Below are 23,699 nucleotides of genomic sequence, written 5' to 3' on the forward strand. Positions count from 1 at the left end.
ATGGTCAAATATGCATAGCGAAAGCTTCATCTGCTTGAATTCGCTTGTTTGCAGCTACTAATGCTTGCGTTCTGTCGTTAATAAAATCAGTGTCTGATATTAAGTTTTCATATCCCATGCGCATTAACTTACGTTGAGACTCTTTATTGTTCACTATCATAATAATGTGTTTGTCTACCTGTTGCGCATCTTTGACCAAATTTTCAATGGTTAATGCAATGGTATCGTCCAAGTAAGAAACATCAGACAAATCGATAATCACTACCTCATGTTCGCCTAACGCCCCTAACTCTCTTGATATGGCTTTAGATACGCCAAAAATCATAGTTCCACTCAGATAGAAATAAAGAATTCGACCTTTCGCTTGGTTTAATAATGCACGCTGTCTTAGATTAAGCGGTAAGCGTCCATCGGTATCACTGATAGCGCGAATATTTTTAGCTTGTGAAACACTGAGTTTTTCAATGGTGATGATATTTGCGATAAACACGCCAATACCAACAGCGATGACTAAGTCGACGAATACCGTTAGTAATAATACAGCATACATAATGATACTGGTTTGTTTGGATACTTTGTGCGCTCTTTTAATAAAGCTCCAATCTAAGATATCAATACCTACCTTGATTGCAATTCCAGCAAGCACAGCGATAGGTATTTCAGAAATTAAGTTGGAAGCGCCGAAAACAGCTACCACCAAGATGACGACCCGAGTTAACCCTGATAAAGCAGTTTTAGCGCCAGTTTGAATATTGACCACTGTCCCCATAGTTGCACCTGCGCCTGGCAAGCCACCTAAAAGTCCTGAAAATAAGTTACCAACGCCTTGTCCAATAAGTTCTTTATCGGATTTATGTTCGGTGCGGGTAAGGTTATCAGCAATAACTGAGGTTAACATTGAGTCAATACACCCAAGCATACCTAGCACTATACCGTCGAGGATCATGGTTTGTAATTGTGATGGTTCAAATGTTGGTATTACCAGACTTGGTAGGCTGACATTAATTTCACCAATGCGATTTATCTCGGTATTACCGAAGAAGTAGTAAGCAACTACGGATATTACTACCAATGCAATCAATTGAGGTGGAATGAAGTGTTTAATTTTTCTTGGGGTAAAAAATATCAAGCCTAAAGTGGCCAACGCCATGGCGGTTTCAACAAAATTTATTTGGCTTAGGGTGTCAGGGAGTGCCAAAAACGCACCGGTAACGCCGCCCTTGGGAGACTCCGCTCCAATTGCAGGAGCAAACTGCATAATTATTAATATACAGCCTATACCCGACATAAAGCCAGAAACTACACTGTAAGGCATTAAGGTTATGTATTTGCCTAGTTTTAATACACCAAAAATAATCTGAGTAATACCGGCAATCATGACTACGGTAAATGCCATGGCCAAACCCTGTTCGGGGTACTGAGATATCATAGCTGTGACAACTGATGCCATGATAACTGTCATGGGGCCTGTGGGTTCTGAAATAAGCGTTGACGTACCCCCAAACAGTGCCGCAAAAAATCCAATGATAATTGCACCATAAAGACCAGCTTCAGCGCCTGCGCCTGAGGCGACTCCAAATGCTAAGGCTAAGGGTAAAGACACTATAGCGGCGGTAAGACCGCCCATAATGTCACCTTTAAGGTTTTTAGTATTAATCAGATTAAAGATTTGCACTGCTGAACTCTTCTATCGTTATGTTTTTCATTGACCTTGCTCTTTCTTAACAAAGAAAGAGCAAGGTATTCATGCATTTAAACTGTTTCAGGCGGTACTGGAGTATGTTTTTTTGCGGATTTTGAAATCACAATACCACCGAGTATCGCTGAAATAATTGAACCCGCTAACACACCTACTTTTACACTGTTCAAATAGTCAGGACTGGCGGTTTCAAATGCCAGAGAGCCTATAAATAAACTCATTGTAAACCCTATGCCGCATAGAATCGAAGCGCCATAGAGTTGTTGAAAAGTAACGCCTGCTGGCAATTTGGCAAAGCCTGATTTAACCGCTAGGTAACAAGCGCCGAAGATACCTACTTGTTTTCCAACAAATAAACCTAACATCACGCCGATCACAATAGGATTAAATACTTGGTCAGCAGTAGTGCCCACTAATGTCACTCCTGCATTTGCAAAGGCAAAAATAGGTAAAATGGCGAATGATACCCATGGATGTAGCTTGTGCTCAAGATGATGTAGCATTATTTGTCCACTGCGGTTTTTACCATTGTGAGGAATGAATAGTGCCATTGCAAAGCCCGCTAAGGTTGCGTGAACGCCTGATTTTAGTACTGCGGCCCAGATTATCACTCCCACGATAATGTACATTCCTTGAGATTTGACTTTTAGTCGATTAAATATGAAGAGTATGCACAAACCCACAACCGCAATTATCAACGACAGAGTACTGAGCTCTGCTGAATAGAAGAGGGCGATGATAATAATGGCGCCAATATCGTCAAATATTGCCACTGACAGTAAAAATAGTTTTAAAGTGACAGGAAGCACTCGTCCAAAAAGACTGTAGACTCCCAAGGCAAAAGCGATATCGGTCGCAGCGGGAATGGCCCATCCGTTAATGCCAATAGGTTCATCTATATTAAAGGCAACATAGATGAGTGCTGGCATTATAATACCTGCAATGGCGCCTATTGCTGGCATTACAATTTGTTCTCTTGATTGTAAGTGCCCCTCGAGGATCTCTCGTTTGACTTCTAAACCAACCATAAAGAAGAAAATCGCCATTAATCCATCATTTACCCAAAGAATAAGCGGCTTATCTATTTCTAAGGGACCTACCATGACAACGATATGAGTTTCATTGAACAAACCATTATAGAAACTATTCAAAGGGGTGTTTGCCATGAGCATGGCAAGTGCAGCAGCGAACACTAAAATAATTCCGCCAGCAGCATCGTGGTGAATAAGTTTCTTAAAATTGTCTATCATATAAACTCCATATTTTCCTAATCCAAGGGCAAAGCCAAGTACAACTTTAGAGGGTGGATATTCAATAATTTAACTACGAATAATACGCGAATCACTTTGAATAGTTCAATTCTCAGTGTCTTGCGTCGACGGCCTTTTTGATCGGCCATATTGCAATGCAAATGCGGCCGCGCTCAATAGCCCGAAAAATAACATGCTCGGCCAATTTCCGTAATTGCGATAAAAGGTTAAACCCTCTACCAAGGGGACTTGCACAGTCAGTGTATCAGCTTCAAATTGCGCTAGTTTACCTAATAATTTTCCATTTGCATCGTACGCACCGGTCACACCAGTGTTCGTTGCTCTCACTAATGGTAAGCCGAATTCAAGAGCGCGTATTCTTGCAATTTGAAGATGTTGATGAGGCCCATGTGAGTCACCAAACCAAGCATCGTTGCTGACTGTCAGTATCAAATTAGATGTGGCCGTAATATTCGCTCTGATTTGATTAGGAAAAGCGATTTCATAACATAATGCTGGCACAATTTCTAAGCCATTAGCTAGCAAATTAGGTTGCACATAGTCACCTCGGTTAAACGATGACATTGGTAAATTAAACATAGGTGCTAGGGGACGCAAAATATCTTCAAAAGGGACGAATTCGCCAATGGGCAGTAAGTGATGCTTGGCGTATCTATTTTGATGTTGATAGTAATATGGCATTGAATTCTTGCCTTGTATATCGATACCTAGCGCTATTAAAAAATTGTATGACTCTTTGCTCTTATAATTGTAATCCACGGCACCTGTAATGATTGCGGTATTATGCTCTTCAGCCATTGCGTCAAGTTCGCCAAGCGTGGTGTGTCCCAACGGAAGCGATTCCAATACGGGAATAGCAGCTTCAGGCCAAACAATCAGATCGCTGTCCCAATTATCGGACGTAAGTTTTTTATATTTTTCAATGGTGGGCTTGTCGTGCTCAGGTTGCCATTTAATGCTTTGTTCAATATTACCTTGTACCAAGGTGATAGTTTTAGATTGCCCAGTGTCTTTTATCCAGGTTAATTGGTTTGAGAAAAATATGGCTAAGGCGATAGCAGACAAGGTGGCCAAAAATTGCTTTATCTGCTTCTCACTGATTAACAAAGCGATTGAACTTACTAACCAAATGATGATCGCACTAACGCCAATTTCGCCGATAATTGGGAATAGCCCTTGAAGCGGGGAGTCTATTTGACTGTAAGCGATGGACAACCATGGAAATCCGGTGAGAAAGTGGGCTCGGCAGAACTCCATGATTAACCAAGCAAAAGGTAGAATCAAAGGCCATAAACGAATCTGTATGTACTTGTTGCAAGCCCAAACCAACAGCGCTGGAAAAAGTGCTAAATAGCCACAAAGGATTGCCATCATTAGGATAGAGATAACCAGAGGCAATCCGCCGAAAGTCGCTATACTGACATGAACCCAAGAAATACCTGCTCCGAAGTAGCCAAAACCAAACCACCAAGAGGTCCAAAACGGTGTTTTCGAGCATTTAATGCTGATCACTAGCCAAGCGACAAGCACTGGATAGAGAAGAAACCAAAAGTTAAAGGGCGCAAAAGCAAAGGTGAGAATTGCGCCTAGAAGAAACACAAGTCCATTGGTCATGAACATCTTCAGGTTAATTCTCCAATTCAGGTAGATATACTTTTAATTGCAAAATGCGACGTTGATCAGAAGTAGTCACTTCAAACTCAATATTTTCTACCTTAACTTTTTCACCCGTTTTCGGCATATGGCCAAACGCGCGCAATACTACACCGCCGATAGTATCAGATTCTTCTTGATTAAAGTTGGTTTCAAAAAATTCGTTGAAACTATCTACTGGGGTGAGGGCTTTTACTGAATAAGTGTATTTATTCAACGGGCGAATGTTGTCGTTTTCGTCTTCTTCGTCATCAAACTCATCTTCGATCTCACCCACAATGAGCTCTAAGATATCTTCAATGGTAACAAGACCTGACACTCCGCCGTATTCGTCCACCACAATGGCCATGTGATAACGTTTCTGTCGAAATTCTTTCAACAGAACATCGACGCGTTTACTCTCGGGTACAATTATGGCTTCTCTTAACAGAGATTTTAGCGATATCTCAGCGTCTTTATTAAATGCGAAATAAAGTAAGTCTTTGGCTAGTAATATGCCTTCGATGTGATCTTTATCTTCATTTATCACTGGAAAACGACTGTGTGCTGATTCAAGCATTATAGGAACAAAATCTTCTAAACTCTGTTCCACGTCTATGGTAATCATTTGAGCACGTGGGATCATAATGTCGCGGACTTTCATTTCGCTGACAATCATCACCCCTTCAATCATTTCTTTGGTCTGGGGATCGATAAGCTCTCTTTGTTCTGCATCTGAAATTACTTCAGAAAGCTCTTCTTTGTTTTGCGGTTCTCCTTTAAAGCTATTGAACAGGCGTTCAAACCAGCTTTTATTTGAAGAACCGTTACTAGAGTGGGGATTGTCTTCGCTCATTTTACTCGTGCTCTAAGGTTCAAGGTCTATAATTACTGCAACAGGTATGGGTCGTCAATACCTAATTGGGCTAAAATTTTAACCTCTAGGGATTCCATTTCCTCAGCATCTTCATTCTCTATGTGGTCATAGCCCAATAAATGCAAGATACCGTGGACGCATAAATGCACAAAATGATGCAATAGATTTTTGTTTTGTTGTTTCGACTCTTCCACGACCACATCAAGGCAAATCACCAGATCACCTATGTGTTCTGATTCTACAAAATCAGGCAAATCTGAAGGGAAAGACAAAACGTTGGTAGGATAATTCTTACCGCGATATTGGTCATTCAGCGATTGTGCCTCTTCTCGACCGGTTATTCGAATGACTGCACTGACATCATCTTGTAACCCCAAAATTGTGGGGATACAAGAGAGAGTTTGCTGAAGCTGTTGGATATTGAGTTGAAGTAGGTTGCCGTCTTTCAACGATATTTCGTCAGCAACCTGTATTTCAAGGATTAATGATGAAGTGTTTATAATCAATCTCGCTTGGCGCTATTTTTTTCAGACGCTTTTTTTTCTGATTGCAGGGCTTCATAATCTTCATAAGCTTGCACAATACGGGCAACTACAGGATGTCTCACGACATCAGCGGCAGAGAAAAAGTTAAACGAAATATCTTTTACTTCGCCCAACACTTCAATGGCATGACGAAGGCCAGATCTAGCGCCTCGTGGTAAATCTACCTGAGTGATATCACCAGTAATAACAGCCTTAGAGTTAAAACCGATACGCGTTAAGAACATTTTCATTTGCTCAACGGTAGTATTTTGAGATTCATCTAAAATGATAAAAGCATCATTTAACGTACGACCACGCATATAAGCAAGAGGTGCGACTTCTATAACATTTCGCTCAATGAGTTTTTCAACTTTTTCAAACCCTAACATTTCAAACAGGGCGTCATATAAAGGGCGTAGGTAAGGATCGACTTTCTGTGATAAATCACCAGGTAAAAAGCCTAATTTCTCACCAGCTTCAACCGCAGGACGAGTCAGTAGAATCCGGCGAATTTCTTGCTTTTCTAATGCATCTACTGCGCATGCAACCGCCAAATATGTTTTACCTGTCCCAGCAGGTCCAACACCAAAGGTAATATCATGATTAAGCACATTAGCAACATAACGGCTTTGGTTTGGATTACGTGGTTTGATGACGCCACGTTTAGTTTTAATTTGCACTTCTTTGGCGTAATCACCAGCTTCAGCTCGCTCTAGACACTTAGCTTCTTGAATCGCCAAATGCACTTGGTTAGGTTCAAGTAATGGAATACTGCCCTTAACGGGTTGGGTTTCAATATACAACAACTTCAGCAATTCTACGGCACCGTTTGCTTGCAACGGATCACCTTGTATATTGAATTCGTTATGACGGTAACTAATTTCCACACCTAATCTTCGTTCAATTTGACGAATATTGTCATCAAAAGGACCGCATAGACTAGACAACCTTTTATTATCAGAGGGTTCTAAAACTAGCTGATTTTTAACCAAATTACTCAAATCTTTTCCTTCTATGTTTATGCAATAAAAGCCTCGCCAAAATTAGGCAGGCATTACCTGTATAACACCTAGATCGTCGGCCACAGGTTTATTCGCTAATATACTTGCCGGAGAACGTGCTACACGCAGTCCCATATCTTTTTCTCTACGAACAACTTCGCCACGCAGGGAATTAGTAAATACATTGACAATTTCTACGTCAACAAATTCACCAATCATGTCTTCTGTTCCCTTGAAATTAACAACTCTGTTATTTTCAGTACGGCCAGTTAGTTCGTCTTGATCTTTTTTCGATGGACCTTCAACCAATATGCGTTGCACTGTGCCAAGCATATTTCGCGCGATTTGCTGCGCATTTTGATTAATGCGTTGCTGTAAAATATGTAAACGCTCTTTTTTCTCTTGCTCGCTAACATCATCTACTATGTCTGCCGCTGGCGTACCTGGACGAGCAGAATAGATAAAGCTAAAACTCAGGTCGTAACCAATTGCATTGATTAAATCCATAGTAGCGGCAAAATCCTCTTGGGTTTCCCCTGGAAAGCCAATGATAAAATCGGAAGACATGCAAAGGTTAGGTCGCACTTTTTTCAATTTTCGAATGGTGCTCTTATATTCAATTGCTGTATGTCCACGTTTCATCATGTTTAACACGCGATCTGAACCACTTTGAACTGGCAAATGCAGATGATCTACCAATTCAGGTATATGTTTATAGGCTTCAATAATATCGTCAGTAAACTCAACTGGATGCGAGGTGGTATAACGAATTCTGTCTATTCCGTCGATAGAGGCGACCAACTCTAGTAACTCTGCAAAGCGACAAATACTGCCATCGTGCTGTTCTCCACGATAGGCATTCACGTTTTGTCCTAATAAATTAACTTCACGAACACCCTGAGCGGCTAGTTGTGCAATTTCTAAAATCACATCGTCTACCGGACGACTAACTTCCTCACCTCTGGTGTAAGGTACTACACAAAAACTACAGTATTTTGAACATCCTTCCATAATTGAAACAAAAGCAGTAGGTCCTTCTGCTTTTGGTTCGGGAAGACGGTCAAATTTTTCTATTTCTGGAAAACTGACATCCACAACAGATTTATCGCCTGCTTTTATTTGCTTGATCATTTCAGGCAATCTATGCAGGGTTTGTGGGCCAAATACGATATCCACATAGGGTGCGCGTTTACGTATTTCTTCACCTTCTTGAGAAGCTACACAACCACCAACACCAATAATAAGTTCTGGATTAGTCTTTTTTAAGTTTTTCCAACGACCAAGTTGGTGAAACACTTTCTCTTGGGCTTTTTCACGAATGGAGCAAGTATTTAGCAAAATAACATCAGCGTTTTCAGCTTCATCCGCGAGGGAATAGCCGTGCGTAGCATTAAGTAGATCGGACATTTTTTCCGAATCGTACTCGTTCATTTGACAACCCCAAGTTTTAATAAACAACTTTTTACTCATGTTTTGTCGGTTTCCTTAGCTAGGCTGATGTCTGTTAATTTGATAATAATGCGAAAAATAGCCGGATATTTTAACGCGAAATCGCTCTACAAGCCAACTTTTTGTAGGAATTCTGTTCTTTTCGAGCAATCAATATATGGAAAGATTTCAATACCTTTGCTCTTGTAATGATTTGAGGAGCGGATAAACACGCCCTAATTAAATTCAGTACTTTTTATGTGTTATTTCTAAAACTGCAATGGAATTTGAGTTTTATAGAGGGAGATCAAGTTATTAGGCGCATAAATCCTTAGGAAATTGTGGCATAATATTGCGGATTTATTATGGACGAAGAGATATAAGCAATAGTGAAAAAGTTTGACCTATGCATAGTAGGCGGTGGCATGGTAGGCGCCGCAACCGCAATTGGATGTGCGCAACAAGGCTATTCTGTGTGTTTAATAGAACCTAATCCTCCAAGCCCTTATGAACCTCAACAAGCGCCAGATTTGCGAGTATCAGCAATCAATATGCACAGTGTTGAATTGCTAAAGCAGCTTGGGGTTTGGTCGCACATTACCCAAATGCGTTTAACCCCTTACAATGGGCTTGAATGTTGGGAACAAGAAACAGCCAAAACAAGATTCGATGCTGCAGACGTCAATTACCCGCAATTGGGCTATTTCATTGAAAATAGGTTATTGCAGATAGCGCTGTTAGAGCAAATTTCACAGACCTTCATGGACAATGTAACGCTTGTGAGTAATACCTCAGTGAAAATCATAGATGTTGAAACAGGTGAGGTGGAACTTGATGACTCACAGACCATTAAGGCAGCGTTAATTATAGGTGCAGACGGCGCCAATTCACAAGTAAGAAAAGCGGCTGGTATAGGTGTTACAGGATGGCGCTATGGGCAAAACGCTAACGTCATTTCAGTTAAAATGCACCAGTCTTTTGACCCAGTAACTTGGCAACAATTTACCCCCACTGGCCCCTTGGCCTTTTTGCCCATGCATGAGAAGTTTGCCAGTTTAGTTTGGTATGCAGATCAATCAACTACAGACTTCATTAAATCAGCGTCAAATGCCGAGTTAATGACAGCGATAAAGCAAGCTTTTCCCAAGCAGCTTGGTGATTTTGATATTTTAGATAAAGCATATTTTCCATTGATCCGCAGTCATGCTAATCAATATTATTCTGGAAAAGCGCTATTGTTGGGGGATGCTGCACATACTATAAATCCATTGGCAGGACAGGGCGTAAATTTAGGCTTTAAAGATGTCAGTTGCTTTTTGAACTATCTCGAAAAGTATGGCGTATCGGATGTATCTAGCTTATATAGCCGCTATCAGAGAAATAGAAAACCTCAAAATTTGCTGATGATGAGTGCTATGGATCTAATTTATGCAACCTTTAGTAATAATATTACTCCAATAAAAGTCATGCGAAATCTGGGACTTAAAGTGGCTGATAGTGCAGGTCTGTTAAAAGTAGGTGTGCTTAAATACGCTATGGGTTTAGCTTCCCTTAAAGAGTAGTTTTAGGAAACAAGAATGAATTTATTTGTTATTTTGGGTGTTTTATTTTTGGCCCTGATTATCATGGTGCCTTTAATTGATAAATCAGGGGTACGTATGTCAAACGAGAGTTTGGCAAAGTTATCAAAATGGTTTATGCCGCTAGTGTTTATCTTAATTATAGCGGCAATGATTAAATATTTTCTTTTGTAAGAAACAGGGGATAAGGCAAAAAGTTTATTTTTTGCCTTGCCAAATGGTTTCTTCTAACTCACCTTGAATTTCGCAGTCGCTTTGGTCAAAGGTAATATCAATTTGCGCTTTACGCTTGTGATTATAGTCTTTAGTTACTGCGACTATTGTTGGTGTAAGTAGGAAAAGTGCAATTACGTTGACTACTGTCATCAACCCCAACGCCATATCTGCCATAGCCCATACGGTAGGCAGGGCAGCCATAGAACCCCACAAAATCATTCCCAAGTAACCAGCGGTAAAGAGACTTCTACCAACCTTATGGTCGAGCTTGAATAAATGCAGATTACTCTCACCATAAGCATAATTCGCTACCACTGAAGTAAATGCAAAAAACAATATTGCGGCAGCAACAAAGTCAGCGCCTACGCCACCAATATGATTTTCCATTGCTAATTGGGTTAATTGAATGCCTTGCATTTGACCAACAGATGTGTCGGTACCTAATAAAATAATAAATGCAGTGGCAGTACAAAGCACCATGGTATCAATGAATACGCCTAACATTTGAATATAGCCCTGTGAAGCCGGATGATTAGGAGTAGGGGCGGCACTAGCAGCGGCTTGAGGCACACTACCAGAACCGGCTTCGTTAGAGTAAAGCCCGCGTTGAATACCGTTCTTTAATGCGGCAGCAAAAGCTCCAGCGCCAGCTTCTTGAAGACCGAATGCCGAAGTGACTATGTCATAAAGCACTGAGGGAAGTAGCTGTATGTTGATAACTGTAATGATTAACGCCACAGATACATAGGCAATCGCCATGAAAGGCACGACGTACTCAGCAAATCGGGCAATAGCGCGTAAACCGCCTAATACAATTACACCGGCAATTGAAACAATAACAATGCCTGAATACAGTGTGTCTATGCCATAACTGTTTTGAATGGCATCCGTTATGGTATTAGCTTGAACAGCGCTAAATACAAATCCATAGCCAAAAAATAAACACAGGGCAAACAAGATTGCAAACCAAGAGCTTTTAAGTCCTTGTTTGATGTAATAGGCTGGTCCACCTCTAAATTGACCGTTAGCGTCTTTAATCTTATAGGTTTGACCGAGAAGACTTTCCGCATAGCCTGTCGCCATGCCTAAAAACGCAATTACCCACATCCAAAATATGGCGCCAGCGCCACCTAATGAAATAGCAACTGCAACGCCTGCGAGATTACCTGTACCGACTCGGGCAGATAAACTAGTGCATAAGGCCTGAAATGAGGAAATACCCGCTTTACTGTCTTGTTGACTGTTCTTTAACAATCCAAACATATGCTTAAAATCAAGCAATTGAATGAATTTTAACCTAAGGGTGAACCAGATACCGCAAACCAGCAAAATATAGATAAGGATTTGCTCTTCACGCCATAAAATATCATTAACAAATCCTACAACTTCATCTATCAAGAGAGCGTCCTTTTTGAATTAATTTTTATTATTGGGAGTTAAATTTAAAATACCACAATAAAAATCATTAAGGTAGAGATGATCTAGGTGACATAGAAAAAACAGATGGCTGGGGTAGCAGGACTCGAACCTACGAATGGCGGGATCAAAACCCGCTGCCTTACCAACTTGGCTATACCCCAGTTGAATGAACAATGATTATCTTATTTTAAGACCAAAAGTGGCTGGGGTAGCAGGACTCGAACCTACGAATGGCGGGATCAAAACCCGCTGCCTTACCAACTTGGCTATACCCCAACTTTTGGTGCGGAAGGAGAGACTTGAACTCTCACGCCGTGAAGCACTGGAACCTAAATCCAGCGTGTCTACCAATTCCACCACTTCCGCATGAAGCCCGAATAAGAACTTTGGTGGCTACGGCGGGACTCGAACCTGCGACCCCATCATTATGAGTGATGTGCTCTAACCAGCTGAGCTACGTAGCCGTTCCGTTTTCGGAGTGGCGCGTATTATGCTGATATGAGACTAGCGCGTCAACCGTTTTTTTCACCTTTATGAGCGAATGAATAATTACTGAACAACTGGAAATAAAAGGTTAAGGCTTTAAAAACAAAAAAGTGGGTTAAAATACCCACTTTAATGCTGATTAATTAAACAAAAACTGGACAATAATAAATTAAACATTAAATCTGAAATGAATTACGTCACCGTCTTTAACTATATATTCTTTGCCTTCTAAACGCCATTTCCCAGCATCTTTTGCACCTTGTTCGCCGTTATTTTCGATATAATTGTCATATCCGATAACTTCGGCACGAATAAAGCCTTTTTCAAAGTCAGTATGGATCTTTCCAGCTGCTTGGGGGGCGGTAGAACCCGCAGGGTAGGTCCATGCTCTTACTTCTTTTACACCTGCGGTGAAATAGGTTTGTAGATTTAGAAGTTCATAACCAGCGCGAATGACGCGATTTAATCCTGGCTCTTCTAAGCCCAGTTCAGCCATAAAATCTGCCTTGTCTTCATCATCAAGTTCAGCAATATCTGATTCGATTGCGGCACAAACGCTCACCACAACGGCATTTTCTTTTTCGGCGATGGCTTTCACCTGATCAAGGTATGGGTTATTCTCAAACCCATCTTCGTTTACATTAGCAACATACATAGTTGGCTTAAGTGTAAGGAAGTTCATATAGCTAATAGCAGCATGCTCTTCTTTACTAAGCTCTAATGCTCTTAATAATCCGCCTTCATTTAGATGAGGCAGTAATTTCTCTAACACTTTTAATTCAAATTTAGCGTCAGCATCACCACCTTTGGCTCTTTTACCCACACGAAGTAATGCTTTTTCGGTGGTTTCTAAATCAGCCAATGCTAGTTCAGTATTGATAACATCAATGTCTTCGGCAGGGTTTACTTTACCCGCAACGTGTACGATATTATCATCTTCAAAACAACGCACCACGTGGCCAATAGCATCAGTTTCACGGATGTTAGCCAAGAATTTATTACCCAAACCTTCACCTTTTGAAGCGCCAGCTACTAACCCTGCAATATCCACAAATTCCATAGTGGTAGGAATAACCCGCTGTGGTTTAACAATTTCCGCCAATTTATCTAAGCGTAGGTCGGGCACTGGTACTACACCAGTATTAGGTTCTATGGTACAAAATGGGAAGTTAGCTGCTTCAATTCCAGCTTTAGTTAACGCATTAAAAAGCGTTGATTTGCCAACATTTGGTAAACCGACAATGCCACATTTAAATCCCATTTTATGTTCCTATCTTATGCTTTAAACGAATGTAATCTTTGTTGCGCTTCAGTCAAGCCGTTGCTAATAAGTATTTCTATGCACCTAATAGCTTCATCTATGGCTGCGAGTATTTTTTCGTGTTCTTGCGCTGGTGCTTTACTCAATACATGCCCAGTGACTTTAGACTTGTGCCCTGGATGCCCGATACCTATGCGTAAACGTAAAAAATCTCGATTGTTTGCCAGAGCGCGAACAGTGTCTTTAATGCCATTTTGGCTTGAACTACCGCCGATTTTGAATTTGGCGATTCCTGGCTCAAAGTCTAGTTCGTCATAAGCCACTAAAATGTTGTCGGTCGGTATTTTATAGAAGCGGCACATTGCGCCGACAGCTTGACCACTCTTATTCATATAGGTTGTGGGAATGAGTAACCTGACTTCTTGACCTTGTATTATTAAGCGACCAGTAAAACCAAAAAACTTAGCCTCGTATTTTAATGTCACATTAAAACGCGAGGCTAAGTTTTCTACCAAGATAGCGCCGGCATTATGGCGAGTCTCTTTGTATTCGGGGCCTGGATTACCCAGGCCCACAATCAACTGCAAAGCTGACACTGACGATTATTCCTCAGTACCCTCTTCATCGCTGCCTTCTTCAGCTTCAGAAGCAGAAGGGCCTTTAGCAGCTTTAATTGTTACAACAGCAAGATCGTGATCATCGCCCTTTGCAAGCTCAACAGATTCAACACCTTTTGGAAGTGTAATATCTGTTAAGTGTAAAGTTTGACCAAGTTCAACGTTGATTAGGTCAACTTCGATGAACTCAGGTAGATCTTTTGGTAAACAGGTGATTTCAATTTCGTTCATGTGATGTTCAACGTGACCACCGTCAACTTTTACACCTTTCGCTTTCTCTTCGTTTAAGAAGTGAACTGGGATGTTAGTGTGAAGTTTTTCACCAGCAATAACGCGTTGAAAGTCAATGTGCGTTACTTTTGGCTTATAAGGGTGACGTTGCATATCTTTTACAAGCGCTTCAACTTTCTTTCCGTCAACGTTCAAAGTAAGAACGTGAGAATAGAATGCTTCAAATTCTTGCGCTTGAATAACTTTATTGTGCTCTAGCGTAATTGCTTGAGGTTCTTCGTTACCACCATAAAGGATCGCAGGCACTTTGCCTTCATGACGTAGGCGGCGGCTCGCACCTTTCCCTAAGTCATTACGGACGCTTGCGTCCAAATTAAAAATTGCATCAGACATTAGTTGTCTCCAAATGTGTGTTGATTGATTTTGCGACCAAATCAATCAGAATTAAGAATAAAAAACACCGCCTTAACAAAGCGGCGGCGCATTCTATCACTGGAAGCCAGAATCTACAAATAAAACCATGATTATTTATTGTAGTTAATGGTCTTTGGGTCTTTTACGGGAGTGACCCTTGAACTATCTACAATGCTAATGTCGTGAATTTTGATTAGCTTGCCAAATTGAGTAGTTGTCATCATATCTTCCATTACTTCTGCTTTTATGCGGACGACAAGACCATTCTGGCGAAATTGTGCATCTAAATTAAAGGGGGTAAATTTGCTGCCGTCTTTACCAATAAAAGCATAAAAGCCACCTTCAATATCCTTGTATTCAATCTTACCTTCAAGCTCAAACATATCTGTACTCCCTTTATCTTGCGTTTCAGCCGAAATTGATTCAGAGCTGGTTTTTGTAGCTTCAACATTTGAGGTTGAGTTTACTTCTGTACTATCACAGCCATATACGCCCATAACCAGAATCAGTAAAAACCATGCATTTTTCATTTGAAAACCTCGTCAGCAAATAATAATAAAAAAACCGTACCACATAAGTGAGTACGGTTTTAATAAAAGTTCATATATTTAAGTTAAATACTTACTCTTAATATTCAAACATAGCCGAAATAGACTCTTCGTTGCTAATGCGACGAATAGTTTCGGCTAGCATATCTGATAAAGTGAGGAGTTTTACTTTGTCTAACTTTTTAATTGCAGGGCTAAACGGAATACTATCAGTCACTATAATTTCATCAATCACAGATTCCTCTAGATTTTTAGCTGCATTTCCTGAAAAGATCGCGTGTGTAGCATAAGCATACACTCTTTTAGCACCATGTTGTTTTAATGCTTCAGCAGCTTTAGCCAAAGTACCACCAGTATCAATCATGTCATCTACAATGATGCAGTCTCTATCTTTAACATCACCTATGATGTTCATTACCTGAGCGACGTTAGCTTTAGGACGACGTTTGTCAATGATGGCGAGGTCTGAATCATTTAACAACTTAGCGGTTGCTCTAGCACGCACAACACCACCGATATCAGGAGAAACTACTACTGGATCTGTAAAGTCGCGCTTGAACATATCGTCCAATAAAATTGGCGTACCAAAGGCATTGTCAACAGGTACGTCGAAGAAGCCTTGAATTTGCTCTGCATGTAGATCGACTGTGAGTACGCGGTCTACACCAACGCTGGACAAGAAATCTGCAACGACGCGGGCAGTAATAGGTACACGCGCACTGCGCACACGTCTGTCTTGTCTGGCATATCCGAAATATGGAATGACAGCTGTAATTCGACCCGCGGAAGCGCGTCGGAAAGCATCTATCATCACAATTAATTCCATCAAATTATCATTTGTAGGCGCACATGTAGACTGAATAATAAAAACGTCCGAACCACGGACGTTTTCATGAATTTCAACGGAGATTTCTCCATCACTAAAACGCCCAACACTGGCGTTTCCTAATTTAGTATAGAGACGGTCGGCAACTTTCTGAGCAAGTTCAGGAACGGCGTTTCCTGCGAATAGCTTCATATCTGGCACAAGATATTCCTCGGTGCAAAAGTATTGGGTGGTTCGCAAATTAACACTTACTGCAAACAACACTTAGCTAAAAATTTGGGCGGCTTGACCTTACCTAAGCTAAACCGAGTTGCTGAAGCAGGGGAGAGGCACTTACTCCTCTACTGACAAAGCCGGTAAATTCTGTAGGTAACTGTCGAAGTACATCATTGGCATCATCTTCACTATCAAATATAGCAAAAACACTAGCACCTGTACCTGTCATTCTCGACGGTGCGTAGTTTACCAACCAGTGTAATAATTTTGCAACCTTAGGTTGCAGTTTACAGACCAAAGATTGACAATCATTTGATGTAGATTCGAAATTAAACGCGTCAGGCGTTATTTTTTTCGTATTTCGTGGTAAGTCGGGGTGGGTAAAAACAGTTTGTGTACTCATGTGCACTTTTGGGTTTGCCACCAAATACCACTTTTGAGGGTAGTCTAACGGTGTAATTTTTTCCCCAATGCCTTCGGCAAAACCGCTTTTCCCATTCACAAATACGGGAACGTCAGCACCTATGCATTTACCGATTTCCATCATTTGGGAATTGGGCAAATTCAGTTGCCACAATTTGTTTAATGCTAATAATACTGTTGCTGCGTTAGAAGAACCTCCGCCAATACCTCCCCCCATCGGTAAGTTTTTTTTGATTTTAAACTGCGCACCTAAGGAATTTGACTTGTAAGGTAGAAGCGCTTTTGCCGCCTTAATGACGAGATTATCTTCATCCTTTACATCCGGTAGTGACTCCGCCATGCAAACTTGGTTTGAGTCGTCAATCTTAATCCCAACCTGATCGCCTGAAGCTAATAATTGAAAATAAGTCTGTAGATCATGATAACCGTTTTCAAAACGTCCGTTGATGTGTAGAAAAAGATTAAGTTTGGCAGGCGATGCTAACCAGGTAAATTCACTCATTGGATAAAAGTCCAATCGTCTATTCGAATAATTAAACGTGTTCCATTGGCTTGGTGTTCTAAATTTATCAAACTTGGAAGGGTTTTTTGCATTTGCGACTTAACCTTAAAATCTGCATATTTCTTATAGCTGATTTGCCAAACTTCACAACCGACACAGCTTGGGGTTAAGGTTTCCAATAATCCGTTTGGATAAAAACTAGTGGCGTCTTTTGGTTGGTATTGCCCAGCCAACCAAACGGGCAAACTACTAACGGGTATGGCCCATCCCGTCACTTGTTGTATTAGAAAGTCAGGTGAGCTATCTTGCCATTTTTGATCATCTACCTCAATGTTAGCTTCGCGACCGTCATACTGCATTTTTGCTATGGTTGACCCTACTACCGTTGATAGCAACATATCAAATTGACTATCAATCTGATGCCAGGATAGATAACCACTTTTTCTTTCGTCAGGCGTTATTACCGCTATTTTGCCTTTTACATGCCAATTTGAAGGTAATTCATTAAGGGTATTTACGCTTAAAGACTGGGATACATCTGGCTTGCTAGCACAGCCTACTAAGATGAGAATGCCCATAAAGAGCAGAATAAATTTAGTGCCAAATTTTGTCATAAATGAAAATCAAACTTCTAAAAAAATGTATTTCAGCGGGAATTTACAGCATATCACAGGTATACAAAGACATTTTATTGATTAAGTTGTTCAACAATGTAGCTATTATCTTTTAATATGTCTGGGATTTTACTACAATGCGTCGTCTTTCAATCAGAGTAAAAATATCAACTTCATGTCGTTTTTATCCATTGGCGTAAATCATACCTCTGCACCTGTTGCCTTGCGAGAAAAAGTTGCCTTTACGCCCGATAAGTTGATACAAGCCCTCTCTGAGTTTTCTTCAAAATCTAATGAGATCGTCATTTTATCAACCTGCAATCGAACAGAAGTATATGTAGCAGGCGAGATGGAAGATGCAGCGCAATTGGTTGACTGGTTGGCAAAATTTCACCAACTAGATGTTAAAAACCTGTCCGAACATATTTATCATTATGGTCACGTGCAAAGTGTTCAGCATTTAATGCGAGTCGCTACTGGCTTGGATTCTCTTATTTTAGGAGAGCCTCAAATACTGGGACAGGTAAAACAAGCCTATAACGAAGCCAAGCGCGTAGGGACTGTGGGCCCTCAGTTTGAAAAGTTATTTCAAACTACTTTTGCCGTGGCGAAACAAGTACGCTCAGAAACAGAAATTGGTGCAAATGCTGTGTCAGTGGCCTTTGCGGCTGTTCAATTGGCAAAACAGATTTTTTCTGCCATCAGCAAAAGTAATATATTGTTAGTCGGTGCTGGCGAAACCATCGAATTAGTGGGGCGTCACTTAAAAGATGCGAATGCGAAAACCATTACAGTGGCTAACAGAACGCTAGAGCGAGCTAGCGACCTTGCGGATAAGTTAGATGGCAAGGCGATTAGTATATCTCAAGTACCTGCACACCTAGCTGAGGCTGACGTTGTTATAAGCTCAACTGCTAGTTCTTTACCTTTGATTGGTACTGGAATGGTTAGCACAGCTTTAAAACAACGTCGTCATAAACCTATGCTGTTAATTGATCTTGCGGTACCACGAGACATAGAAAATGAAGTTGCCGATCTGGATGATGCCTATTTGTACACGGTTGACGATTTACAAGATATCATTGAACAAAACCTTGCCAACAGAGAGCAAGCCGCCAAGCAAGCAAGTGAAATTATTACGCAAAAGAGCATTGAATTCAGTCAATGGCTTGAACAAGCTGAGCAGGTTGATTTAATTCGAAGTTATAGAGGTCAATCAGAAGATATTAAACAAAAATTGGTCGAAAAAAGTCTACAAGCCCTTGAAAAGGGAGCGAATGCTGAAGACGTTTTAAATGAATTGGCGAACAAGTTATCGAAACAATTGATGCATGGACCCACGAAAGCTTTCCAAACAGGAATAAAAAATGGCGACCAAGCATTGTTAGACGTGTTAAAATCTACCTTAATATCAGAAAGTAACAATAAATAGCGTCACTTGGTATCCAACAAAATCAAGTGGACGAACACAACAAGACGAAAAAAGTTACATGAAAGAATCGGTTATACTTAAACTCCAAACCCTAGTCGAACGCTTTGAAGAGGTTCAAGCTTTATTGGGCGATCCTGATGTCATTGGCAACCAAGAAAAATTCCGCGCCTTATCTAAAGAGTTTTCGCAATTAGAAGAAGTGGTTAAACAATTTGGTGAGTTCAATCAAGCAAATGAAGACCTTGAATCAGCCAGTGAAATGCTCAAAGAAGACGACGAAGAAATGCGAGAAATGGCGCAAGAAGAATTTAAGGCCGCAAAACAACGCATAGAAGAGTTGGAAACATCGTTACAAATTTTATTGTTGCCAAAAGATCCCAATGATGACAACAGTTGCTTTTTAGAAATTAGAGCCGGGGCTGGCGGTGATGAAGCTGCTATTTTTGCTGGTGATTTATTCAGAATGTACAGTCGTTATGCTGAATCAAAAGGCTGGCGTATGGAAGTCATGAGTGCCAATGAAGGTGAACATGGTGGCTATAAAGAAATCATAGCAAATGTTTCCGGTGATGGCGCTTATGGCATTTTAAAATTTGAATCTGGTGGACATAGAGTACAACGGGTGCCTGAAACAGAATCCCAAGGTCGTATTCACACTTCAGCTTGCACAGTTGCGGTATTACCCGAGATTCCAGAATCTGAGGCCATAGAGATTAATCCTGCGGATTTACGGGTGGATACCTTTAGAGCTTCAGGAGCAGGTGGTCAGCACGTAAACAAAACTGACTCTGCAATCCGTATTACCCACATTCCTTCAGGTATGGTGGTAGAGTGTCAAGACGAACGAAGTCAGCACAAAAACCGAGCCAAAGCTATGTCTGTCTTGCAGGCGAGATTAAACCAAATGGAGCAAGATAAACGTTCGGCCGAAGAAGCTAGTACACGCAAATCTTTGGTAGGTAGTGGAGACCGTAGCGAGCGCATTAGAACGTACAATTTTCCGCAAGGACGTGTTACTGACCACAGAATCAATTTGACGTTATATAAGCTAGACGATGTTATCGAAGGGCAATTATCAGCCCTTGTCGATCCTATTCGTCAAGAACATCAAGCTGACATGTTAGCTGCCTTATCTGAAGAAAACAGATAGAGGCAAGTTTTGCTAAATGTTTTAAAAAACCTTAACTGATGCTGAGTAATCAACAAGCAATTGAATGGGGAGTCAAACGCCTCGAAGAGGCAGGCTTTCCATTAGATGACGCGCGATTTGAAGCTAAATTATTGCTCAAACATGTGACGCAATTGTCGTCTACAGACTTGATAACTAAAGTATATAGCAGACTTGATGAAAACGACAGGCTGCATTATGAATCTTGTATTTTGCAGCGAGTCGACGGAAAACCTGTAGCTTATATAACAGGTGAAACTGGATTCTGGAATTTATCTCTTTATACGGATACCTCTACCTTAATTCCTCGTCCTGATACCGAAACCCTAGTGGAATGGGCGCTAGAATTGCCATTGCCGGCGACAGCAAGGGTGATAGATTTAGGAACCGGGACAGGTGCAATTGCGTTATCGTTAAAGAGTGAAAGACCTCAATGGGACGTAAGCGGCATAGACAAAATTGCAGAAGCGGTTAGCTTAGCGAAGAAAAATGCTCAGCATAATCAGCTAAATGTTGCTTTTTTTCAGAGTCATTGGTTTGATTCTGTAAACCAGGAAAAATTTGATTTGATAGTGTCTAATCCACCCTATGTGGAATCCGATAGTGCGTATTTAGAGCAGGGCGATTTAAGGTTTGAGCCAATGAGCGCATTAGTATCAGCAAATAATGGTTATGCTGATTTGACGCTTATTATAGAGAAAAGCCGTGACTTTCTGAGTAAAGATGGTTGGTTGCTGCTAGAACATGGATTTGAACAAGCTGAGGAATTACAGCGTATATTCAATTCATTGGGATTTACATCGATTCAAACGAAACTAGATTTAAACGGTTTACCGCGCATAACCGGCGGACAATTTACACAATAAGGATAGTTATATGTACATTATGCTTAAGCATTTGCATCAAACTTCAATCACACTCACATTTGTTTTATTTTTGATTGCCTTTGTCGCAACCATGATGGATGCGCCTTTAGCTAAAAAGAAATGGTTAAAAATCACCCCGCATATTTTGTACACCATAGTATTAATCACTGCGGTTGCAATTTGGTTCACCATGGGAAGCCAAGCTTACGAATTGAATTGGTTGATTTCAAAAATTATCGGTTTCTTGCTATATGTTCTTTCTATTTCATTTGCCTTGAAATGGGCACGTAACAATGCAATGCGAATAGTGGGTTTGTTAAGCGCAATTGCTTGGTTAGGAGTAACCGCTAGTATTGCCATTTCAAAATCTAGCCTTTTTTAATAAGTAGGTAGCAAAATGAATGTAATTAATCAGGTGAATGTGGGTGACATTGAGGTTAGCAATCAGGCACCTTTTGTATTATTCGGCGGCATGAACGTGCTTGAATCAAGAGACTTGGCAATGAGGATTGCGGAAACCTACGTAGAGGCGACGCAAAAACTCAAGATTCCTTATATTTTTAAAGCATCTTTTGACAAAGCCAACCGCTCAAGTATGTACTCTTATCGAGGTCCAGGCATGGACGAGGGGTTAAAGATCTTCGAAGAGATCAAAAAAACCTTTAATATTCCATGCATTACCGATGTACATGAACCTTATCAGGCACAACCTGTGTCTGAAGTGGTTGATGTAATACAACTACCAGCATTTTTGGCTAGACAGACGGATTTAGTCGTCGCTATGGGGAAAACTAACGCCTGTATTAATGTTAAAAAGCCACAGTTCTTGGCTCCCCATGAAATGGCGCACATCATTAAAAAGTTCGACGAAGCCGGCAATAATAAAATTATGCTTTGTGAGCGGGGAAGTTGCTTCGGTTATAACAATCTAGTCGTCGATATGTTGGGTATGGATGAGATGAAATCCATGGCACCGGTAATTTTTGATGCTACTCATGCGTTACAAAAACCCGGTGGTCGCAGTGATTCCGCTGATGGTCGTCGTAGACAGGCTGCTGAGCTTGCTCGAAGCGGCATGGCATTGGGTATTGCGGGATTATTTATCGAAGCGCACCCTGATCCTGAACAGGCCAAATGTGATGGTCCATGTGCCTTACCTTTGGATAAACTCAGCGCCTATCTTACGCAAATGAAGGCAATTGATGAGTTAGTTAAATCATTTGCGCCATTGAATATTCAATAAGGTGCAACCTCATAAAGCAGTTGGTTGCAGTATTTTATAATAATTACAGTCCCCAAGACCTTTGAGTTCTGAACGTTGTTTTTCTGAACGCGAAATATGTTGGGGACATAACTTTTCCGTAAATTCATCCATTATTATTTCATTTTCATGAGCTAAGCTTTCTAGCCGAGCAGCTCTTACAACAGTTTCTCCCCAGATATCGAAACTAGGTTGTTCGCTGGATGTAAAGTTCGCATACACTATACCTGTGGCGATTCCGCAGCGTGCATTCAGCTTTGGTATATGTTTGTTATTTTTGCACTTTAGCGTCAAGGCTTTAGATAGAGACAGCGCATTATTTGCGATTTTTCTGGGATTATTGACAATATCAGTTAGACCGACGACACAAAGTAGTTGGTCACCATTGGTTTTAACTCTATAAGCGTTTGAGTTTTGTATTATTGCATCTAATTCACTAAACAAATGATGCAGTTTCATATAAGCATTTTGTTCTCCCATGGCTTTAAACTTCATTGTGGAGTTTATAAAGTCGAGGCTAATCACGGTACAAAAACGACTCTCTAGCACTGGAGACTGTTTACTGGTGGAACTCAACATAGGTAAAAATTCTTTTGGTAACAACTTGTCTATCAAATTAGATTGTTGTTGGTTCTCACCGGTTACCTTTTGCCAAAGAATGTTCATTTTTGTTCTAATAACCATGGCACAACTTAAGCAAGCTAACATCAATATCAGGTTATTAACGGCTAGCACACCTGAATTTATGGAGTCGTTTAGATAAAAAATGACAAAACAGCAATAAGGCAGCAAAAGCGTTATCACTAAAAAACGAAATCCAACTCTACTTGCTGCAGGCGTAATAGCACTTAGCACACATAGTGCAACCAGCAGGAAATAGTGAAGCCCCATGTTAGTTTGCCAAATCAAGCAAGCTACTGAGATATAACTGGAAAACGCCGTAAAAAGTAAAAACCTGCCGATATTCTCTTTACGATGGGACAGTAAAAAATAGCAAATAGTGAATAGAATTAAGTGGAACAGGGTATTGATCAAATGCCAGTGCAATTGTGCCGAAAATAAATATTTTATTGATTGAAGCACAATAATAGCAATCATAACCAAGGTTACTTTGCTAAGTACTTGTTGTTGCGAAAATGTCTGTTTTGATTCTAGGGTAAAACGAGAAAACGCCATATGTTTGTCTT

The 23,699-nt window shown here is 40.6% G+C and carries 23 protein-coding genes and 4 tRNA genes; 7 read left to right on the plus strand and 20 right to left on the minus strand.

Annotated features, from left to right (window positions below):
* Positions 1-4: 4 nt before the first annotated feature.
* From ACNKW3_RS10245 to miaB, 7 genes are all read right to left on the minus strand, one after another.
* Positions 5-1,675, minus strand: a complete 1,671-nt coding sequence (locus tag ACNKW3_RS10245; protein WP_427399204.1) for a SulP family inorganic anion transporter — start codon at positions 1,673-1,675, stop codon at positions 5-7.
* 77 nt (positions 1,676-1,752) lie between these two features.
* On the minus strand, positions 1,753-2,949 hold the full coding sequence (gene nhaA / locus ACNKW3_RS10250) for a Na+/H+ antiporter NhaA (RefSeq protein ID WP_427399205.1): 1,197 nt from the start codon (positions 2,947-2,949) through the stop codon (positions 1,753-1,755).
* A gap of 105 nt (positions 2,950-3,054) precedes the next feature.
* Complete coding sequence (gene lnt, locus ACNKW3_RS10255) at positions 3,055-4,590, minus strand: apolipoprotein N-acyltransferase (protein WP_427399206.1); 1,536 nt, start codon at positions 4,588-4,590, stop codon at positions 3,055-3,057.
* Between the two features lie 7 nt (positions 4,591-4,597).
* The gene (gene corC / locus ACNKW3_RS10260) at positions 4,598-5,458 is read right to left on the minus strand and encodes a CNNM family magnesium/cobalt transport protein CorC (RefSeq protein WP_427399207.1); all 861 of its coding nucleotides are present in this window, start codon (positions 5,456-5,458) and stop codon (positions 4,598-4,600) included.
* 32 nt (positions 5,459-5,490) lie between these two features.
* Positions 5,491-5,985 (minus strand): rRNA maturation RNase YbeY, encoded by a 495-nt coding sequence (gene ybeY / locus ACNKW3_RS10265; protein WP_427399208.1) that lies wholly within the window; start codon positions 5,983-5,985, stop codon positions 5,491-5,493.
* Positions 5,982-7,004: a PhoH family protein gene (locus ACNKW3_RS10270; protein ID WP_427399209.1), complete on the minus strand. Its 1,023-nt coding sequence runs from the start codon at positions 7,002-7,004 to the stop codon at positions 5,982-5,984. Before ACNKW3_RS10270 ends, ybeY begins: the two co-directional genes overlap by 4 nt.
* A 42-nt stretch (positions 7,005-7,046) precedes the next feature.
* A complete protein-coding gene (gene miaB, locus ACNKW3_RS10275) occupies positions 7,047-8,474 on the minus strand; it encodes a tRNA (N6-isopentenyl adenosine(37)-C2)-methylthiotransferase MiaB (protein ID WP_427399210.1) in 1,428 nt (475 codons plus the stop codon).
* Between the two features lie 347 nt (positions 8,475-8,821).
* Here miaB and ACNKW3_RS10280 point away from each other — a divergent pair, with 347 nt between their 5' ends.
* Positions 8,822-9,994, plus strand: a complete 1,173-nt coding sequence (locus ACNKW3_RS10280; protein ID WP_427399211.1) for an FAD-dependent oxidoreductase — start codon at positions 8,822-8,824, stop codon at positions 9,992-9,994.
* A gap of 15 nt (positions 9,995-10,009) precedes the next feature.
* Complete coding sequence (locus ACNKW3_RS10285; RefSeq protein ID WP_427399212.1) at positions 10,010-10,186, plus strand: hypothetical protein; 177 nt, start codon at positions 10,010-10,012, stop codon at positions 10,184-10,186.
* A gap of 24 nt (positions 10,187-10,210) precedes the next feature.
* On the opposite strand, the gene ACNKW3_RS10290 is transcribed toward ACNKW3_RS10285, so the two are convergent.
* The 12 genes from ACNKW3_RS10290 to lolB form a co-directional block, all read right to left on the minus strand.
* Positions 10,211-11,626 (minus strand): alanine/glycine:cation symporter family protein, encoded by a 1,416-nt coding sequence (locus tag ACNKW3_RS10290; RefSeq protein ID WP_427399213.1) that lies wholly within the window; start codon positions 11,624-11,626, stop codon positions 10,211-10,213.
* A 106-nt stretch (positions 11,627-11,732) separates the two neighbouring features.
* Positions 11,733-11,808: transfer RNA gene (locus tag ACNKW3_RS10295), tRNA-Gln, on the minus strand.
* A gap of 39 nt (positions 11,809-11,847) precedes the next feature.
* Positions 11,848-11,923, minus strand: a tRNA-Gln gene (locus ACNKW3_RS10300).
* A gap of 5 nt (positions 11,924-11,928) precedes the next feature.
* Positions 11,929-12,013: transfer RNA gene (locus ACNKW3_RS10305), tRNA-Leu, on the minus strand.
* Positions 12,014-12,034: 21 nt separating this feature from the next.
* Positions 12,035-12,111 (minus strand) — tRNA-Met (locus tag ACNKW3_RS10310).
* Between the two features lie 191 nt (positions 12,112-12,302).
* Positions 12,303-13,394, minus strand: a complete 1,092-nt coding sequence (ychF, locus tag ACNKW3_RS10315) for a redox-regulated ATPase YchF (protein WP_427399214.1) — start codon at positions 13,392-13,394, stop codon at positions 12,303-12,305.
* A 14-nt stretch (positions 13,395-13,408) separates the two neighbouring features.
* Positions 13,409-13,990: an aminoacyl-tRNA hydrolase gene (pth, locus tag ACNKW3_RS10320; RefSeq protein WP_427399215.1), complete on the minus strand. Its 582-nt coding sequence runs from the start codon at positions 13,988-13,990 to the stop codon at positions 13,409-13,411.
* A gap of 6 nt (positions 13,991-13,996) precedes the next feature.
* Positions 13,997-14,635, minus strand: a complete 639-nt coding sequence (locus tag ACNKW3_RS10325) for a 50S ribosomal protein L25/general stress protein Ctc (protein ID WP_427399216.1) — start codon at positions 14,633-14,635, stop codon at positions 13,997-13,999.
* Positions 14,636-14,766: 131 nt separating this feature from the next.
* Complete coding sequence (locus tag ACNKW3_RS10330; RefSeq protein ID WP_427399217.1) at positions 14,767-15,186, minus strand: hypothetical protein; 420 nt, start codon at positions 15,184-15,186, stop codon at positions 14,767-14,769.
* A gap of 97 nt (positions 15,187-15,283) precedes the next feature.
* Positions 15,284-16,231 (minus strand): ribose-phosphate pyrophosphokinase, encoded by a 948-nt coding sequence (locus tag ACNKW3_RS10335; protein WP_427399218.1) that lies wholly within the window; start codon positions 16,229-16,231, stop codon positions 15,284-15,286.
* Positions 16,232-16,325: 94 nt separating this feature from the next.
* A complete protein-coding gene (gene ispE / locus ACNKW3_RS10340; RefSeq protein WP_427399219.1) occupies positions 16,326-17,171 on the minus strand; it encodes a 4-(cytidine 5'-diphospho)-2-C-methyl-D-erythritol kinase in 846 nt (281 codons plus the stop codon).
* The gene (lolB, locus tag ACNKW3_RS10345; RefSeq protein WP_427399220.1) at positions 17,168-17,785 is read right to left on the minus strand and encodes a lipoprotein insertase outer membrane protein LolB; all 618 of its coding nucleotides are present in this window, start codon (positions 17,783-17,785) and stop codon (positions 17,168-17,170) included. The genes ispE and lolB overlap by 4 nt, the downstream gene beginning before the upstream one ends.
* Positions 17,786-17,960: 175 nt before the next feature.
* Between lolB and hemA the strand changes: the two genes are divergently transcribed.
* From hemA to kdsA, 5 genes are read left to right on the plus strand one after another with little or no spacing between them, the layout of a single operon-like run.
* A complete protein-coding gene (gene hemA / locus ACNKW3_RS10350) occupies positions 17,961-19,217 on the plus strand; it encodes a glutamyl-tRNA reductase (RefSeq protein WP_427399221.1) in 1,257 nt (418 codons plus the stop codon).
* A 58-nt stretch (positions 19,218-19,275) separates the two neighbouring features.
* Entirely contained in the window at positions 19,276-20,367 is a 1,092-nt protein-coding gene (prfA, locus tag ACNKW3_RS10355) for a peptide chain release factor 1 (protein WP_427399222.1), read from the plus strand.
* 38 nt (positions 20,368-20,405) lie between these two features.
* Positions 20,406-21,251 carry a peptide chain release factor N(5)-glutamine methyltransferase gene (prmC, locus tag ACNKW3_RS10360; RefSeq protein ID WP_427399223.1) on the plus strand — a complete coding sequence of 282 codons (846 nt, stop codon included), beginning with the start codon at positions 20,406-20,408 and terminating at the stop codon, positions 21,249-21,251.
* Positions 21,252-21,261: 10 nt separating this feature from the next.
* Positions 21,262-21,633 (plus strand): SirB2 family protein, encoded by a 372-nt coding sequence (locus tag ACNKW3_RS10365; protein WP_427399224.1) that lies wholly within the window; start codon positions 21,262-21,264, stop codon positions 21,631-21,633.
* Between the two features lie 15 nt (positions 21,634-21,648).
* Positions 21,649-22,494: a 3-deoxy-8-phosphooctulonate synthase gene (gene kdsA, locus ACNKW3_RS10370; RefSeq protein WP_427399225.1), complete on the plus strand. Its 846-nt coding sequence runs from the start codon at positions 21,649-21,651 to the stop codon at positions 22,492-22,494.
* A 9-nt stretch (positions 22,495-22,503) separates the two neighbouring features.
* On the opposite strand, the gene ACNKW3_RS10375 is transcribed toward kdsA, so the two are convergent.
* Positions 22,504-23,688: an adenylate/guanylate cyclase domain-containing protein gene (locus tag ACNKW3_RS10375; protein WP_427399226.1), complete on the minus strand. Its 1,185-nt coding sequence runs from the start codon at positions 23,686-23,688 to the stop codon at positions 22,504-22,506.
* Between the last annotated feature and the right edge of the window lie 11 nt (positions 23,689-23,699).

This window comes from Glaciecola sp. 1036, from assembly GCF_050306235.1.
Classification (GTDB): Bacteria; Pseudomonadota; Gammaproteobacteria; order Enterobacterales; family Alteromonadaceae; genus Glaciecola.

Excerpts from the sequence above, each read along its gene's own strand:
- ACNKW3_RS10325 (WP_427399216.1), bottom strand. The coding sequence starts at position 14,635 with ATGTCTGATGCAATTTTTAATTTGGACGCAAGCGTCCGTAATGACTTA.
- corC (WP_427399207.1), bottom strand. The coding sequence starts at position 5,458 with ATGAGCGAAGACAATCCCCACTCTAGTAACGGTTCTTCAAATAAAAGC.
- ACNKW3_RS10375 (WP_427399226.1), bottom strand. The coding sequence starts at position 23,688 with ATGGCGTTTTCTCGTTTTACCCTAGAATCAAAACAGACATTTTCGCAA.
- lnt (WP_427399206.1), bottom strand. The coding sequence starts at position 4,590 with ATGTTCATGACCAATGGACTTGTGTTTCTTCTAGGCGCAATTCTCACC.
- nhaA (WP_427399205.1), bottom strand. The coding sequence starts at position 2,949 with ATGATAGACAATTTTAAGAAACTTATTCACCACGATGCTGCTGGCGGA.
- lolB (WP_427399220.1), bottom strand. The coding sequence starts at position 17,785 with ATGACAAAATTTGGCACTAAATTTATTCTGCTCTTTATGGGCATTCTC.
- kdsA (WP_427399225.1), top strand. The coding sequence starts at position 21,649 with ATGAATGTAATTAATCAGGTGAATGTGGGTGACATTGAGGTTAGCAAT.
- ACNKW3_RS10285 (WP_427399212.1), top strand. The coding sequence starts at position 10,010 with ATGAATTTATTTGTTATTTTGGGTGTTTTATTTTTGGCCCTGATTATC.
- ACNKW3_RS10330 (WP_427399217.1), bottom strand. The coding sequence starts at position 15,186 with ATGAAAAATGCATGGTTTTTACTGATTCTGGTTATGGGCGTATATGGC.
- ispE (WP_427399219.1), bottom strand. The coding sequence starts at position 17,171 with ATGAGTGAATTTACCTGGTTAGCATCGCCTGCCAAACTTAATCTTTTT.
- ychF (WP_427399214.1), bottom strand. The coding sequence starts at position 13,394 with ATGGGATTTAAATGTGGCATTGTCGGTTTACCAAATGTTGGCAAATCA.
- prfA (WP_427399222.1), top strand. The coding sequence starts at position 19,276 with ATGAAAGAATCGGTTATACTTAAACTCCAAACCCTAGTCGAACGCTTT.
- hemA (WP_427399221.1), top strand. The coding sequence starts at position 17,961 with ATGTCGTTTTTATCCATTGGCGTAAATCATACCTCTGCACCTGTTGCC.
- ACNKW3_RS10365 (WP_427399224.1), top strand. The coding sequence starts at position 21,262 with ATGTACATTATGCTTAAGCATTTGCATCAAACTTCAATCACACTCACA.
- prmC (WP_427399223.1), top strand. The coding sequence starts at position 20,406 with ATGCTGAGTAATCAACAAGCAATTGAATGGGGAGTCAAACGCCTCGAA.
- miaB (WP_427399210.1), bottom strand. The coding sequence starts at position 8,474 with ATGAGTAAAAAGTTGTTTATTAAAACTTGGGGTTGTCAAATGAACGAG.